Below are 15,497 nucleotides of genomic sequence, written 5' to 3'. Positions count from 1 at the left end.
ACGTGCGCGACCGGGCGCTCGTGACGTGCGCGACCGGGCGCTCGTGACGTGCGCGAGAGGTCGATCCGGTCTCGTCCCGGCGGGACTGGATCGACCTCTCGCGGGGTGGGGTGGGGACTGGATTGACCTGTCGCGGGGTGGGGTGGGGACTGGATTGACCTCTCGCGGGGTGGGGTGCGACTGGATCGACCTGTCGCGGGGTGGGGTGGGGACTGGATCGACCTCTCGCGGGGCGGTGGGGTGGGTCAGGTCGGGGGGACGAGGCGGTGGTAGGCGCGGTCGCGGTAGACGAGGGGCTGCGCGTCGGTCACGCCGTGCGCGAGCGCGCGCAGCGACACCAGGTAGCTGTCGCCGACGGGCGTGCGCTGGACCACCCGCGCCCGCACCCACGCGAGCGCGCCGTCGACCACGGCCTCGCCCGTGGGCAGCGCGGTCCAGCCGCCGTCGGCGAACCGGTCGACGCCCGACGTCGCGAACCGCGTCGACACGTTCTCCTGGCCCTCGGCGAGGAACGACACCGCGACCGTCGACGCACGTGACAGGGCGGGCCAGGACGACGACCCGGACGCGAGCGAGAACGCGAGCAGCGGGGGAGCGGCCGACACCGAGATGACGGACGTCGCGGTGAAGCCGACGTGCGCGTCGCCGTCGCGGAGCGTCACGACGGCGACGCCCGCGGCGTGCCGACGGAACACCTGCTTGTACTCGTCGGCCGTGAGCGCGGGCTCGTCGTGGTCGGCCAGCGCGCGCTCGAGGTGGCGCAGGTCCGGCGTGCTGGTGCTCATCGCACGACCGCCGGCGCGGGGGTGGCCTGGCGGGTGGCCTGCGAGGCGGTCGGCGAGGCCGGCGTCGGCGCCTCGGACGCACCGGGTGCGCCGAGCGCCCGGCGCAGCGGCCGCTCGGCCCGTTCCCACCACCGTGCGACCGCGGGGCCCAGGTCCGCGAGGTCGGCGTCCAGGATGCTGAGCGTGCGTGTCGGGACGGTCGCGCCGAGCTCGACGAGCACGGGCCGCAGGTGCACCTCGCCGACGAGCGTGTGCGCGGGCGTGGCCGAGACGACGAGCGGCACGGCGACGACGCGGGCGAGCGCGTCGGGCCCGTAGAGGTCGAGGAACGACTTGAGCAGCCCCGTGAACGAGGCCTTGTAGACGGGGGTCGCGACGACGAGCACGTCGGCACCGGCGGCGGTCGCGAGCGCGGCGTCGACGTCGGCCGGGCGGGGCTGCGCGTGCAGCCCGGGCGCGTGCGCGGCGAGGTCGACGACGGCGGGGTCGGCGCCCGCGCCGAGGTGGCCGGCGAGCGTGCGGGCGAGGGCGGTCGCGGCGCCGAGCGTGCGCGAGCCGGGGCGGGGGTTGCCGACGAGCGCGACGACGGCGGGGTGGGGTCGGGTCATGAGGGGTCTCCGGGAGCAGGGGGCCCGCGTGCGGGCGTCGTCGGCGTGACGACGCGACGGCGCGGGGAGGAGCGGACGGGAGGGGGCGCCGCGTGCGGGCGCCGCTGCGTGAGCGGGCTGCGGGGCACGCGGCCGGGCGAGGTGGGCCGGGCGCGTCGACATCGGCGCGCGGCGGCGCCGTGGGCGGTCACGCGACCGCCCGCGGGGCGCGTGCGCGGGCGGCGGCGGGCGCGCCGGTGCCGTGCAGCGGGTCGGGGGTCGCGTCGTCGCGCGCGGCGTCCTGGGCGACGTCGCGCACGAGCGTCGGCAGGTCGCCGCCGAGCCGGACGCGCTCGAGGAACTGCACGACGGCGCCGGCGACCGTGCGGTGGGCCGCGTCGTTGAGCACGTCGTGCCGGCCGTCGGTGACGAGCAGCACGTGGCGCGCGCCCAGCGTGCGGTAGGCGGCGACCGCGTGCTCGGCGGGGCTGATGCGGTCGTCCTCGCCGTGCAGCGCGAGCACGGGCACCGGCAGCGGTGCGTCGCGCGGGTCGGTGAGGTCGGCGGCGACGATCGCGGTGACGTCGGCGAACAGGCTCGTGCGCGTGGCCTGCGCGAGCACGCGCTGGTGGGCGGGGCACGCGGACCGTGCGTCGAGCTCGGCGTCCCACGTGAGCGAGCGGACGCCCGCGGCGGTCGGCACGCCGGCGAGCACGACGCCGGCGACGTCGAGCACGCGCGCGAGGCGGGCGGCGGCGAGTGCGCCCGCGTCCGTGCCGACGAGGACGTGCGGGGCGGGGAGCGTGGTGAGCAGCGCGGCGACGGCCTGCGGTGCGGGGTCGGCCTCGCCGACGGCGACGACGCGGTAGGCGTCGGCGGCGAGGCGGCGACCGAACCGCTCGTAGACCTCGGGGGTCTCGCCGCGGCCGACCAGCACGACGACGGTGCCGCGTGCGTCGGGCCCGCCGACGGGCTCGGTCCAGGTGCGCAGGGCGGAGGTGCGCAGCGTCGCTGCCGGGTGTGCGGCGGTCGTCACGGCGGGCTCCTGTCGGGGCGGTCGAGCGGGTTCCTCGCAGCGTAGGCATGCTCCAGATAAAAGGAGATGAATTTGGTCTGGTTTCTCGCGACGTGAGACGTCGCGCGCGTCCCGCCGACGGCGTCGGCCTCGGGGCCGCAGCGGGTCGAGGCGCCGACCGACCCCGGTGCGGACGTCCGGGTCGACCTGGGCGCGGTCGACCGGGCCGTCTCCTGCCTCGCCCCCTGAGCGAAGCTCAGTCGCGCCCGTCCGTCGCGGGCGGGTGCGGCAGCCACGGACCCACGACGTCGGTGCTCGCGCCCGTGGACTCCCGGGCCACGATGCGGAACGCGGCCTTGTGGAAGCGCCGGGGGCGCAGCGCGCGGTCGCCGTCCTCGATCCGCTCGACGAGCATCGCGACGGCCGTCTCGGCGATCTCCTCGCGGCCGGGGTCGACGGTGGACAGCGAGGGCGTGGTGAAGCGGCCGTCCGCGATCGCGTCGAACCCGATGACCGCGACGTCGTCAGGCACGCGGCGGCCGGCCTCCGCGAGGGCGCGCAGCACACCGATGGCGAGGCTGTCGTTGAGCGCGAGGACCGCGTCGAACTCGACGCCCGACGCGATGAGCTCGCGCGTGGCCTCGACGCCGTTGACGGGCAGCCACGGCGCGACGACGACCTCGAGGCGCGGGTCCTCCGGCACGCCCGCGACCGTGAGCGCCTCGCGGTAGCCGCGGACGCGCAGGTCGGAGGGGCGCATCTGCCCCGTGCGGCGGTCGGGGTGCGCACCGACGACGGCGATGCGCCGCCGGCCGAGCGACAGCAGGTGCTCGACCGCGGCCCGCGCGCCCTCGACGTTGTGCATGGTGACGTGGTCGTTCGGCCCGCCGAAGATGCGCTCGCCGAGCAGGACGAGCGGGTAGGTCACGTCGTCGAGGAGGCCGCGGTCCTCGGTGCCGAGGTGCTCGGGGCTGAAGAGCAGACCGTCGGTCTGCCGCAGGCCGTTGGCCAGGACGGCCGTCTCGTGCGCGCGGTCGGCGCCGGCCTGGCCGATGATCACGCTGAGGCCGCGACGCTCGGCTGCCGCGATCACGGCGTCGGCGAGCTCGGCGAAGTAGGGCTGGCGCAGCTGGGGGACGGCCAGCCCGATGACGCCCGTGCGCCCGGACCGCAGCCCGCGCGCGGAGAGGTTGGGCCGGTAGCCGAGCTCGTCGATGGCGCGCTGCACGCGCGCCCGGGTCTCGGGGCTCACGTGCGGGTGGTCGTTGACGACGTTGGAGACCGTCTTGTTGGAGACACCCGCCAGCTGGGCGACGTCGTGCATCGTCACCTTCACGCCGGAGCCGCCGTCCGGTGTGCCGGGAGGTGCGCCCGGCGGAGCGCCCGACTTCTCGTCATGGGCATGAGGTTGACAGGTCCGTCGCGGGGAAGCAATAGTGGCCGAGCCATTACGACGTCGTAAACGGCCAGGTCAGCGGTGTTCAACGTCAGAGACGACGGCACATCGCGCCTCTCGGGGCGGTGCTCTGGCGCTGCTCGGCCCGTCATCGACGACGAGCGACCCGGGCGCCTCCTTGGAGGCAGGAGGAGAAGAAGTGGCTCAGCCCCCAGGACGCCTCGCGTCCCGAGCACCGGCCGCCGGCCGGTGGAAGGACCTGCTGTACTCGCAGCGCCTCGCCCCGTACTTCTTCATCGCGCCGTTCGTCGTCACGCTGCTCGCGTTCTGGGCGGTGCCGCTCGTGCGCACGTTCGTCATGAGCACGCAGAACGTGATGTTCGGCGAGGCCGCGTTCGTCGGCACGGACAACTTCGAGCGGCTGTGGCGGGACCGGATCTTCTGGCAGGCGATGTACAACAGCGCCCGCTACATGGTCCTCACTCTCGTCATCCTCATCCCCGTCCCGCTGCTGCTCGCGGTCGTGATCAACGCGCGGCTCGGGTCGCCCCGCCTGAAGAACCTCTTCAAGGCGTCGATGTTCGTCCCGGCCCTGACGTCCGTGGTCGTGGCCGGCATCATCTTCCGGCTCATGTTCGCCGAGACGAGCACGGGCCTGGTCAACCAGGTGATCGCGTGGTTCGGGGCGGACCCCGTGCGGTGGCTGCGCACCGACGTCGGTGGTCTCGTCGCGCTGCTGGCGCTGGCGACCTGGCGCTACACCGGCGTCAACATCCTGTACTTCCTGTCCGGCCTGCAGTCGATCCCCGACGAGTACTACGAGGCGGCGTCGATCGACGGTGCCGGCAAGCTCCGGCAGTTCTTCTCCATCACCCTGCCGAACATCAAGCCGACCATGGTCTACGTCACGACCATCAGCATCTACGGCGGCCTGGCGATGTTCCTCGAGAGCTTCATGCTCTACGCCGGCAACAGCTCCCCGAACAACCAGGGCCTGACGGTCGTCGGCTACCTGTACCGCCGCGGCATCGAGGAGAACGACCTCGGCTACGCGTCCGCCGTGGGGGTGGTCCTGCTCGTCGTGATCATGGCGATCAACCTCACCTACCTCACCCTCACCGGCACGTTCAAGAAGGAGTCCCGATGAGCGCGCCGACCACCACGACCGTGCCGACCCCTTCGGGGGAGCGCGCCACGAGCGACCCCGGTCGTCGCCGGTACCCGCTGCCGCGCGCGATGTTCGTGACGATCCAGAGCGTCTTCCTCGCCGTCATCGGGCTCATCGTCCTGGTGCCCCTCGCGGTGATCTTCGTCGGCACGTTCCAGGACGGCGGCGAGATCATGCGCAGCGGCCTGCGGCTCGACGTCGACGTCTCGTCGCTCCGGCTCGACAACTACGTCATGCTCCTCACCGACTCCGGCCTGTACTTCCGGTGGTTCGCCAACTCGGTGGGACTCACGGTCGTCCAGGTGGCCGGCACGCTGCTCGTCAGCTCGTTCGTCGCCTACGGATTCGCGATGTACGACTTCAAGGGCAAGACCGCGGCGTTCATCGCGGTGCTGCTCCTGATGACCGTGCCGTTCGAGATCATGATGCTGCCGCTGTACGTCATGGTGAACGACCTCGGGCTCGCGGACTCGTACGCCGTCATCGTCCTCCCGTTCCTCGCGGCGTCCGTGACGATCTTCTTCTTCCGGCAGTACTTCACGGGGATCCCCAAGGAGCTGCTCGAGGCGGGCCGCGTCGACGGCGTCACCGAGTTCGGCATCTTCTTCAAGGTCGTCCTGCCCATCTCGCGGCCGGCGCTGGCCGCCATGGGGATCCTCAACGGCATGGTCACGTGGAACAACTTCCTGTGGCCCCTGCTGGTGCTGCGCTCCGCGGAGAAGTTCACGCTGCCCATCGGTCTGAACACCCTGCTCACGCCGTACGGGAACAACTACGACCTGCTGATCATCGGGTCCTTCTTCTCCCTGCTGCCCGTCCTCGTGCTCTTCCTCTGCTTCCAGCGATTCTTCGTCGCCGGGATGACGGCGGGGGCGCTCAAGGGCTGATCGTCCACCCCGCCACCCGCACCACACAACGAAACGGAGTCACCACCATGGCAGGACCACGCAGGTACCCGGCGCTCGTCGCGGCCGGCCTGGCAGGCGCGCTCATGCTCTCGGCGTGCAGCGGCGGCTCGGACGAGCCCGCGGCGGCCCCGGCCGACGGCGAGGCCACCGCGCTCGACATGTGGGTGTTCGCCGAGCTCCACGCGGACTACTACGAGCAGATGGCCGAGGAGTGGAACGAGCAGAACCCCGACCGTCCCGTCGACCTCGACGTGACCGTCTACCCGTACCAGGACATGCACAACAAGCTGCAGCTCGCGGTCAACTCGGGCTCCGGACTGCCGGACGTCGTCGACATCGAGGTCAACAAGTTCGGCAACTTCGTGTCCGCGGACGGCCGCACCCCGCTCATGGACCTGTCCGAGGCCGCCAAGCCCTACCAGGACGACATCGTCCAGGCGCGGCTCGACCTCTACACCCGCGCGGACAAGATCCTCGGCTTCCCCATGCACGTCGGGGCGTTCGTGACCTTCTACAACGCCGCCCTGCTCGAGGAGGCCGGGATCGACTACACGACCATCGAGACCTGGGACGACTTCTCGGAGGCCGGCGCGACGTACCACCAGGCGACCGGCAAGGCGTTCGGCGTCGCCAGCACGTCCGTCAACTTCGTCGAGCCGCTCATCGTCGCGCAGCTCGGGGGCAACTTCTTCGACGAGGACGGCGACGTCGACGTCGCCAACCCCGACGTCGTCAAGGCGTTCGAGATGCAGAAGGCCATGCTCGACGCGGGCGCCATCTCCACCATCCCCGGCGGCAGCCCCGACGACGAGCAGGCGTTCGGCGTCATCAACAGCGGCGACTACGCCGCCGTCGTGTACCCCGCCTGGTACACGTCGCGCTTCGTCGACTACATGCCCGACCTCGCCGGTGACGTCGCGATCGCCCCGGCGCCCGTCGTCGAGGGCGGCGAGGTCGCCACGATCGGTGGCGGCGGCACCGGGACGGCCGTCATCGAGTCGTCGCCGAAGAAGGACTTCGCGGCGGAGTGGCTCGCGTTCGCCAAGCTGTCGCCCGAGGCGAACGTCGCCGTGTGGGAGGTCCTCGGCTTCGACCCCGTCAACATGTCGGTGTGGGAGGACGAGGCGGTCACGAAGGACCCGGAGAACAAGTTCAACAAGTACTTCCGCACGAACCTGTTCGACGTGCTCAACGAGGTCAAGGACGGCATCGGCCACTTCGACGGCTTCGCCAACCCGAACCTGCCGACGCTGAACAACCTCTTCACGACCACCACCCTGACCGAGGTCTACGAGAACGGCGTCGCGCCGCAGCAGGCCCTCGACCAGGCGCAGAAGGACCTGCAGAACCAGCTCGGCCAGTAGTCGCGGGTGCCCGGGCGTCGGTACCCCCGGCGCCCGGGCCCGCGGCCCACCCGCGCCCCCGGCCCGTACGGTGGGCCGTTCGGCCCACTTACCCACGGCCGGACCGTTGAAAACTCGGGGCATGACAGCAGACCTGGCGGCAGCCCCCGGCCGCGTGGTCGTCGTCGGTGCGGGCATGGTCGCGCACCGGTTCGCGGAGCAGCTCTGCCGCCGCGACGGCGACTGGACCCTCACGGTGATCGGCGACGAGCCGCACGCCCCCTACGACCGCGTGCACCTGTCCGAGGTGTTCGCCGGTCGGACCCCCGAGGACCTCGTGCTCGACACGAGCGTGTGGGACGACCCGCGCGCGACGCTCGTCACGGGCGACCGCGTCGTCGCGCTGGACCGCGCCGCGCAGACCGTCACCACCGCGTCGGGCCGCGTCGAGCCGTACGACCAGCTCGTGCTGGCCACGGGCTCGTGGGCGTGGGTGCCACGCGCCGAGGGCACCGACCTGCCCGGCGTGCTGCGCTACCGCACGCTCGCCGACATGGTCGACCTGCGCACGTGGGTCGAGGGCCGGGCCGCCGCGCTCGGGCGCCCGCTGCGGGGCGTCGTCGTCGGCGGCGGCGTGCTGGGCCTGGAGGCCGCGGCCGCGCTCGGCACGCTCGGCGTCGCGCCCACCGTCGTCGAGTTCGCCGACCGGCTCATGGCCGTGCAGCTCGACGCGGGCGGCGGCGAGGCGCTGCGCGTCCTGGTCACCGAGCTCGGCATGGAGATCCGCACGTCGACCGCGGCGAGCCGCGTGCTCGCGGGCGACGAGGGCACGGTCGCGGGCCTCGAGCTGTCCGACGGCGAGGTGCTGCCGGCCGACGTCGTCGTCTACTCCACGGGCATCCGCCCGCGCGACCGCCTCGCGCGCGAGGGCGGTCTGCCCGTCGCCGAGCGCGGCGGCGTCGTGGTCGGCCCCACGTGCCGCACCGAGGACCCGGCGGTCTGGGCGATCGGCGAGGTCGCGAGCCACGACGGCGAGTGCGCCGGCCTGGTGGCCCCCGGCAACGCGATGGCCGACGTCGTCGTCGACCGGCTGTTCGGCGGCGACGCGGTCTACGCCAAGGCCGCGGACGGCACCAAGCTCAAGGGCGTCGGGGTCGACGCCGCGGCGTTCGGCGACGTCCTCGGCCTGACGCCCGGCGCGCTCGAGGTGACGTTCGCCGACCCGGTCGCGCGCACCTACCGCAAGCTCGTGGTGTCCGACGACGCGCGCGTGCTGCTCGGCGGCGTGTTCGTCGGCGACATCGAGCTGTACTCGCAGTTGCGCCCGCTGCTGGGCCGGCCGCTGGGCGCCGACCCGTCGGCGTTCCTCGCGCCGGCCGGCGGTGCCGCGCCCGTGCAGACCGACCTGCCCGACGACGTCGTGCTGTGCTCGTGCTCCCACGTGTCGGTCGGCACCGTGCGCGCCGCCGTCACCGAGCACGGCTGCCGCAGCGTCGGCGAGGTCAAGACCTGCACGCGCGCGGGCACGGTCTGCGGGTCGTGCGTGCCGCTGCTCACCAAGGTCGTCAACGGCACGCTCGAGAAGGCCGGGTTCACGGTCTCGAGCGCGATGTGCGAGCACTTCGGCATGCCGCGCGCCGAGCTGTACGCGCTCGTGCGGGCCGAGGGGCTGCGGACGTTCTCCGAGATCGTCGCGCGGCACGGGCAGGGCCGCGGCTGCGCGGTCTGCAAGCCGGTCGTCGCGTCGATCCTGTCCTCGCTGGGCATCGGGCACGTGCTGCAGCCCGACCAGGTGACGCTGCAGGACACCAACGACCGCCTGCTGGGCAACATGCAGAAGGACGGCACCTACTCGGTGGTCCCGCGCATGCCCGGCGGCGAGGTCACGCCCGAGAAGCTGCTCGCGTTCGCGCAGATCGCGCACGACTTCGGGCTGTTCACGCGCGTCACGGGCGCGCAGCGGCTCGGCATGTTCGGTGCGCGGCAGGACCAGCTCCCGGAGATCTGGCGGCGCCTGGTCGACGCGGGCTTCGAGTCCGGGCAGGCGTACGGCAAGTCGCTGCGCGCCGTGAAGACGTGCGTCGGGTCGACGTGGTGCCGGTTCGGCGTGCAGGACTCGTCGAGCATGGCCGTGCGCCTCGAGCTGCGGTACCGCGGCCTGCGCGCGCCGCACAAGTTCAAGGTCGGCGTCTCGGGCTGCGCGCGCGAGTGCGCCGAGGCGCGCGGCAAGGACGTGGGCGTGATCGCGACCGAGAAGGGCTGGAACGTGTACGTCGGCGGCAACGGCGGCTTCACGCCCCGGCACGCCGACCTGCTCGCGGAGGACCTCGACGACGACCGTCTGATCCAGGTCATCGACCGGTTCCTCGCGCTGTACGTGCGCAGCGCCGACCGTCTGCAGCGCACCGCGCCGTGGGTCGCGTCCTACCCGGGCGGCATCGACGCGCTGCGCCGCGTCCTGGTGGACGACGCCGACGGCATCGGCGCCGAGCTCGAGGCCGAGGTCGCGCGGCACGTCGGCGCGTACGTCGACGAGTGGCGCGCGACCCTCGAGGACCCCGAGATGCTGCGGCGCTTCACGCCGTACGTCAACGCGCCCGACGCGACCGACACCGACCTGTCGTACGTGCCCGTGCGCGGGCAGGCGCGCCCGGCCCGACCCGACGAGCAGGGCTACCCCGACCTGCTGTCCGCGCGTGCCGCCGGCACCCAGGAGGAGCGATGAGCACGGTCCCCGCCGAGGGCGTCCGCGTGTGCGCGGTCGACGACCTGCTGCCCGAGTGCGGCACCGGCGCCCTGGTGGGCGAGGACCGGGTCGCGCTGTTCCGGCTCGCGTCCGACGAGGTGCTGGCCGTCCAGCAGCGCGACCCGTACACGGGCGCCAACGTGCTGAGCCGCGGCATCGTCGGCGACGTCGCCGGTGCCCCGACCATCACGTCGCCCCTGCTCAAGCAGGTGTGGGACCTGCGCACGGGCGCGTGCCTCGACCCGGTCGGCAAGGACCCCGTCGACCTGCGGGTCTACCGCGTGGTCGTCGACGGCGAGGACGTCCGGGTCCTGCCGTGACCCTGCTCGCGGGGCTCGACCTGACGGGCCGCACGGTGCTCGTCGCGGGGGCCGGGCCCGTCGGCGTGCGACGCGCCCGCGCGGCCGTCGCCGAGGGCGCGCACGTGCGGCTCGTGGCCCCCGACGTGGGCGCGGGCGTCGACGACCTCGGCGACGCCGTCGAGGTGCACCGCCGCGCGGTGCGCGCCGCGGACGTCGACGACGTGTGGTTCGTGCACGCGTGCACGGGCGTGGCCGACGTCGACGCGGTGCTCGCGGCGTGGGCGCACGAGCGGCGCGTGTTCTGCGTCGTCGCGTCCGACGCGGCGCGCGGCACGGCCCGCACGGTCGCCGCGGCGCGCGTCTCCGGCCTGCACGTGGGGGTCCTCACCGACGGTCCGCCCGACCCCGGGCGCGCGGTCGCGGTGCGCGACCGCCTCGTCGCGCACGTCGCCGCGGGCGGCGTCGTCGTGGGGGAGGTGCGCCCCGGCAGCGGCGGCGACGACGTGCTGCGCGCCGGCGAGGTCGCGCTGGTCGGCGGCGGTCCCGGCGACCCCGCGCTCATGACGGTCCGCGCGCGGGCGCTGCTCGCGCAGGCCGACGTGGTCGTCACCGACCGGCTCGGCCCGACGTCGGTGCTCGACGAGCTCGCCGACGACGTCACGGTCGTGCACGTCGGCAAGGCCCCCGGGCGGCACACCGTGCCGCAGGAGCAGATCGACGCGCTGCTGGTCGAGCACGCGCTCGCCGGGCACCGCGTGGTGCGGCTCAAGGGTGGCGACCCGTTCCTGTTCGGACGCGGCGGCGAGGAGGTCGCGGCGTGCCGCGCAGCGGGCGTCCCCGTGCGCGTCGTGCCCGGCGTGACGTCCGCGGTCGCCGCCGCCGAGGCCGCCGGCATCCCCGTGACGCACCGCGGCACGAGCGCGCGCCTGCACGTCGTCAACGGCCACGGCGCGCTCACCGACGTCGACCTCGCCGCGCTGCGCGCGCCCGACGTCACGGTCGTCGTCCTCATGGGTCTGGCCGGCCTGCCCCGCCTCACGGCGCAGGCCCTCGCGGCGGGCGTCGACCCCGCGCAGCCCGCCGCCGTCGTGTCCCGCGCGACCCTGCCCGGGCAGCGCGTCGTGCGCGCACCGCTCGCCGCACTCGCGCAGCGGGCCGCCGACGAGGGGCTCGGGTCGCCGAGCGTCGTGGTGGTGGGGGACGTGACGGCCGCGGGGCTGCTGGAGCGTCGGCCCGCCTGACCCCGGGCGCGGGACCCGCTCGCCGTGCCGATCCCGCGGCGGCTCGACGTGCCCGGCAGGAGGGCTCGTCCTCACCCGGGCGACGAGCCGCCGCGCCCCGGCGACGGCGCCCGCCCGTGCACGGGCCGCGCGTGCGGCGGCGGTGCCCCGACCTCGGCGATGGTGTGCCCGCTGCACGCGGCGGTCGTGACGGTCGCGCGGTGCACGCGGTCCAGGCGGAACCAGCGCATCGCGTCGCGCAGGCGGCACCAGCCGATGAGGTACCACCAGCCGTTCGCGGCCGCGAACAGCACGGGCTCGACGTCGCGCGTGGACACCGTGCCGTCGCCCGCGGCGTAGCCGATGCGCACGACGCGCTGGTCGGCCATCGCCTGCTCGAGCGCCGACCGGACCGCGCGGCTCGGCACCGGCGGGGCGTCGACCCACACGCGCTCGGCGAGCTGCATCGCGCGGTCGCGCGTGCGCGGGTCGAGCACGTCGAGCACCTTCTGCACGGCCGCGCCGGCCAGGTCGGCGTACGGCGCGTCCGGGGCGGCCGAGACCGCCGCGAGCAGCGCGACCGCCTGCGCCGGGCTGAGGTTGACGGGCGGCAGCGACGCGCGGGCAGCGAGCCCGTAGCCGCCGCCAGGACCCGGCCGCGACCACACGGGTGCACCGCTGCGCTCGAGCGCCGCGACGTCGCGCTTGACGGTGCGCACCGACACCCCGAACTCGTCCGCCAGGCGCTCGGCGGTGCAGCCGCGCGCACCGCTGCGCCGCAGCATCTCGGACAGCGCGTGCAGGCGCTCGGCTCGCTTCACCCGGCCACGGTACAGATCGTGCCGGAAACGGTGACACCACGGTGTCCGGGCCCCGGTCGACGATCGAGGCATGAGCACCCCCGACACCACCCCGACCGTCGTCCTCGTCCCCGGCCACTGGCTGGGCGCGTGGGCCTGGGACGACGTCGTCACCCACCTGCACGCCGCCGGTCTCGCGACCGCCGCCCTCACGCTGCCCGGCCTCGACCCGCACGACCCCGACCGCGCGACCCGCACGCTCGACGACCAGACCGCCGCCGTCGAGGACGCCGTGCGCGCCGCCGCCGGGGCGGGGCACCCCGTCGTGCTCGTCGCGCACAGCGGCGCCAACGCGCCCGTCAGCGTGCTGCTCGACCGTCACCCCGACCTCGTGACGCACGTCGTGTGGGTCGACAGCGGACCGGCGGCGCCCGGCGCGGTCTTCGCGCCCGGCGCCCCCGCCGACCTCGTCGAGCTCCCGCTGCCCGACCTCGACGCGCTCGGCGCGCAGGCCAGCCTCGACGGGCTGGACGCCGACGCCCTCGCGCGGTTCCGCGACCGCGCCGTCCCCGAGCCCGGGCCCGTCCTGACGCAGGCCGTCGAGCTGACCGACCCGCGCCGCCTCGACGTGCCCACGACCCTCGTGTGCTGCTCGATCACCGGCGCCCAGGTCCGCGAGCTCGCGGACGCCGGGCACCCGATGTTCGCCGAGGTCGCCGGGCTGCGGCACGTCGACGTCGTCGACCTTCCCACGGGGCACTGGCCCATGTGGAGCCGCCCGGCGGACCTCGCCGACGTCGTCGCCGCGGTCGCCCGCCGGGCGGCCGGCTGAGGCTCGCGCCCCGGCGGGGGCGGGGCCGTCGCGCGCCCCGCTCCCGCCGGGCGGGCGGCCGCCGGGGGCGCCTACAGTCGTCCCCGTGCCCGGCCGTCCCGTCCGTCTGCCCGCCCCCGTCGTCGACGACACGACCACCGTCGCTGCCGGGCTCGCGGCCCTGCGCGCCGAGGTCGAGCTGCCCGTGACCTACCCGCCGGCCGCGCTCGCCGAGGCGGCGGACGCCGCGCGTGCGCTGCCGGCCGGCGGCCACGCGCCCGGGGACCGCGCCGACCGCACCGACCTGCCGCTCGTCACGATCGACCCCGCGGGCTCGACCGACCTCGACCAGGCCGTGCACGTCGCGCGCCACGGCGCGGGCTGGCGCGTGCACTACGCGATCGCGGACGTCGCGGCGTTCGTCGTGCCCGGCGGGCCGCTCGACGCCGAGACGCACCGCCGCGGCCTGACCTGCTACAGCCCCGACGGGCGCGTGCCGCTGCACCCGGCCGTGCTGTCGGAGGGTGCCGCGAGCCTGCTCGCCGACCAGGACCGCCCGGCCGTGCTGTGGCGCGTCGACCTCGACGCCGACGGCGAGCCCACCGACGTGCACATCGAGCGCGCGCTCGTGCGCAGCCGCGCCCAGCTCGCGTACGACCATGTGCAGCGCGACCTCGACGCGGGCACCGCCGACGACGTGCTGCAGGGCGTCGCCGCGGTCGGCCGGCTGCGCGAGGAGCGCGAGCGCGCGCGGGGCGGCGCGTCCCTCGACGTGCCCGAGCAGGAGGTCGTGCGCGCCGACGACGGCACGTACGGCCTGCGGTTCCGCGCGACCCTGCCCGTCGAGGGCTGGAACGCGCAGGTCTCGCTGCTCACGGGCGTCGTCGCCGCGCGGATCATGCTCGACACGGGCGTCGGCGTGCTGCGCACCCTGCCGCCGGCCGACCCGCGCGACGTCGCCCGGCTGCGCCGTACCGCCGCCGCGCTCGGCATCGACTGGCCCGAGTCCGTGCCCTACGCCGAGCTGCTGCCGACCCTCGACTCGCGGCGCGGCCCGCACGCCGCGTTCCTCAACGAGGCCACGACCCTGTTCCGCGGCGCCGGGTACACGGCGTTCGGCGGCGACGTGGCCGCGCCCACGGGCGACGCGGCCGAGCACGCCGCGATCCGCGCGTCCTACGCGCACGTCACCGCCCCGCTGCGGCGGCTGGTCGACCGCTACGGCACCGAGGTCTGCCTCGCGGCGGTCGCGGGCCGCGACGTCCCCGACTGGGCCGCCGCCGCGCTCCCGGGCCTGCCGGCCACGATGTCCGCGACCGGCCGCCGCCTGGGCGCCTTCGACCGCGGCGTGCTCGACCTCGTCGAGGCGGTCGTGCTCGCGCCGCACGTCGGCGCGACGTTCTCCGGCGTCGTCGTCGACGCGGACGAGCCCCGCGAGGGCCGCGCACGCGGTGCGCTGCAGCTGCGCGAGCCCGCGGTCGTCGCGCGCGTGACCTCGCACGACGGTCCGCTCCCGCTGGGCGGCGCGCTCGACGCGCGGCTCGACGAGGTCTCGGTGCCGCAGCGGCGCGTGCGGTTCGTGACGCCGTGACGCGCCGGACCGTCCTGCGGGCCGTGGGCGTGCCGCTCGGCGTCGCGGCGCTCGTCGCGGGGGTCGGTGCGGCCGCGGGGCTGTGGGGTGCGGACCCCGAGCCGCCGCCCGCCGTCGCGACCGTGTCCTGGGAGGGCGTGCTCACCGCGCCCACGACGGCCCCGACGCCGGCCGACCCGACGCCCGAGGCGCCCGCCCCTGCGCCCGAGCCGTCCGCACCGGCGTTCGACCTCACGCGCCACTCCACGACCGACCCGACCAGCCCCTGGGTCGTCGTCAACAAGCAGCACCCGGTCCCCGCCGAGCACGTGCCGCCCGACCTGGTCGACGTCGCGCCCGGCGTGCAGCTGCGCGCCGACGTCGCGCCCGACCTCGCGGCGATGGTCGAGGCCGCCGCACCCGCCGGCGCGCGCCTCGGGGTCCTCTCGGGGTACCGGTCGTACCGGGACCAGGCGGCGACCCGTGCGGCCATCGAGGCCCGTCGCGGGTTCGAGCACGCCGAGCGGTACTCGGCCCGGCCGGGGTTCTCCGAGCACCAGACCGGGCTCGCGGTCGACCTCGGCTCGGGCACGCAGCCGGGCTGCGACCTGCAGTCCTGCTTCGCACAGACCGCCGAGGGCGCGTGGCTCGCCGAGCACGCCTGGGAGTTCGGGTTCGTCGTGCGCTACACCGAGGCGAACACCGAGGTCACGGGCTACGCGCCCGAGGGCTGGCACCTGCGGTGGGTCGGCCGCGACCTGGCCGCGTACCTGCACGGCGCGGGCGTCGGCTCCCTCGAGGAGGCGTTCGGGGTGCCCGGCGGGCCGGTCTACGCCGGCGGCTGAC

Annotated in this window: 14 protein-coding genes; 9 read left to right on the top strand and 5 right to left on the bottom strand. The window is 75.1% G+C overall.

All coding sequences use genetic code 11. The features are described from left to right. Positions 1-245 precede the first annotated feature (245 nt). From E4A51_RS06485 to E4A51_RS06470, 4 genes are all read right to left on the bottom strand, one after another. On the bottom strand, positions 246-785 hold the full coding sequence (locus E4A51_RS06485) for a flavin reductase family protein (RefSeq protein ID WP_134851213.1): 540 nt from the start codon (positions 783-785) through the stop codon (positions 246-248). After that, on the bottom strand, positions 782-1,393 hold the full coding sequence (locus E4A51_RS06480) for an NADPH-dependent FMN reductase (protein WP_134851212.1): 612 nt from the start codon (positions 1,391-1,393) through the stop codon (positions 782-784). Before E4A51_RS06480 ends, E4A51_RS06485 begins: the two co-directional genes overlap by 4 nt. A gap of 187 nt (positions 1,394-1,580) precedes the next feature. Then, positions 1,581-2,408, bottom strand: coding sequence for an alpha/beta hydrolase (locus tag E4A51_RS06475; protein WP_070319314.1), 828 nt, complete (start codon positions 2,406-2,408; stop codon positions 1,581-1,583). A 235-nt stretch (positions 2,409-2,643) separates the two neighbouring features. Further along, on the bottom strand, positions 2,644-3,711 hold the full coding sequence (locus tag E4A51_RS06470; protein ID WP_046530779.1) for a LacI family DNA-binding transcriptional regulator: 1,068 nt from the start codon (positions 3,709-3,711) through the stop codon (positions 2,644-2,646). A 271-nt stretch (positions 3,712-3,982) separates the two neighbouring features. Here E4A51_RS06470 and E4A51_RS06465 point away from each other — a divergent pair, with 271 nt between their 5' ends. The 6 genes from E4A51_RS06465 (at position 3,983) to cobA (ending at position 11,491) form a co-directional block, all read left to right on the top strand. Further along, positions 3,983-4,930 carry a carbohydrate ABC transporter permease gene (locus E4A51_RS06465; RefSeq protein WP_206119970.1) on the top strand — a complete coding sequence of 316 codons (948 nt, stop codon included), beginning with the start codon at positions 3,983-3,985 and terminating at the stop codon, positions 4,928-4,930. After that, on the top strand, positions 4,927-5,838 hold the full coding sequence (locus tag E4A51_RS06460) for a carbohydrate ABC transporter permease (RefSeq protein ID WP_206119967.1): 912 nt from the start codon (positions 4,927-4,929) through the stop codon (positions 5,836-5,838). Before E4A51_RS06465 ends, E4A51_RS06460 begins: the two co-directional genes overlap by 4 nt. Before the next feature lie 47 nt (positions 5,839-5,885). Then, complete coding sequence (locus E4A51_RS06455) at positions 5,886-7,223, top strand: ABC transporter substrate-binding protein (protein WP_070319312.1); 1,338 nt, start codon at positions 5,886-5,888, stop codon at positions 7,221-7,223. Between the two features lie 121 nt (positions 7,224-7,344). After that, entirely contained in the window at positions 7,345-9,927 is a 2,583-nt protein-coding gene (gene nirB / locus E4A51_RS06450) for a nitrite reductase large subunit NirB (protein ID WP_134851211.1), read from the top strand. Further along, a complete protein-coding gene (gene nirD, locus E4A51_RS06445; RefSeq protein ID WP_070319310.1) occupies positions 9,924-10,268 on the top strand; it encodes a nitrite reductase small subunit NirD in 345 nt (114 codons plus the stop codon). Before nirB ends, nirD begins: the two co-directional genes overlap by 4 nt. Next, complete coding sequence (cobA, locus tag E4A51_RS06440; RefSeq protein ID WP_134851210.1) at positions 10,265-11,491, top strand: uroporphyrinogen-III C-methyltransferase; 1,227 nt, start codon at positions 10,265-10,267, stop codon at positions 11,489-11,491. Before nirD ends, cobA begins: the two co-directional genes overlap by 4 nt. 71 nt (positions 11,492-11,562) lie before the next feature. Here cobA and E4A51_RS06435 read toward each other — a convergent pair whose 3' ends face one another. After that, positions 11,563-12,291: a YafY family protein gene (locus E4A51_RS06435; RefSeq protein WP_134851209.1), complete on the bottom strand. Its 729-nt coding sequence runs from the start codon at positions 12,289-12,291 to the stop codon at positions 11,563-11,565. Positions 12,292-12,361: 70 nt separating this feature from the next. Here E4A51_RS06435 and E4A51_RS06430 point away from each other — a divergent pair, with 70 nt between their 5' ends. From E4A51_RS06430 to E4A51_RS06420, 3 genes are all read left to right on the top strand, one after another. Continuing rightward, a complete protein-coding gene (locus E4A51_RS06430; protein ID WP_070319307.1) occupies positions 12,362-13,102 on the top strand; it encodes an alpha/beta fold hydrolase in 741 nt (246 codons plus the stop codon). 85 nt (positions 13,103-13,187) lie between these two features. Beyond that, a complete protein-coding gene (locus E4A51_RS06425; protein WP_134851208.1) occupies positions 13,188-14,672 on the top strand; it encodes an RNB domain-containing ribonuclease in 1,485 nt (494 codons plus the stop codon). Next, complete coding sequence (locus E4A51_RS06420; RefSeq protein WP_070319305.1) at positions 14,669-15,496, top strand: M15 family metallopeptidase; 828 nt, start codon at positions 14,669-14,671, stop codon at positions 15,494-15,496. Before E4A51_RS06425 ends, E4A51_RS06420 begins: the two co-directional genes overlap by 4 nt. Position 15,497: the final 1 nt, after the last annotated feature.

This window comes from Cellulomonas sp. HD19AZ1 (genome assembly GCF_004535805.1).
Taxonomy (GTDB): Bacteria; Actinomycetota; Actinomycetes; order Actinomycetales; family Cellulomonadaceae; genus Cellulomonas; species Cellulomonas iranensis.
Note: the sequence above shows the minus strand (reverse complement) of the source record. Positions and strands in the feature narration are given on the sequence as shown.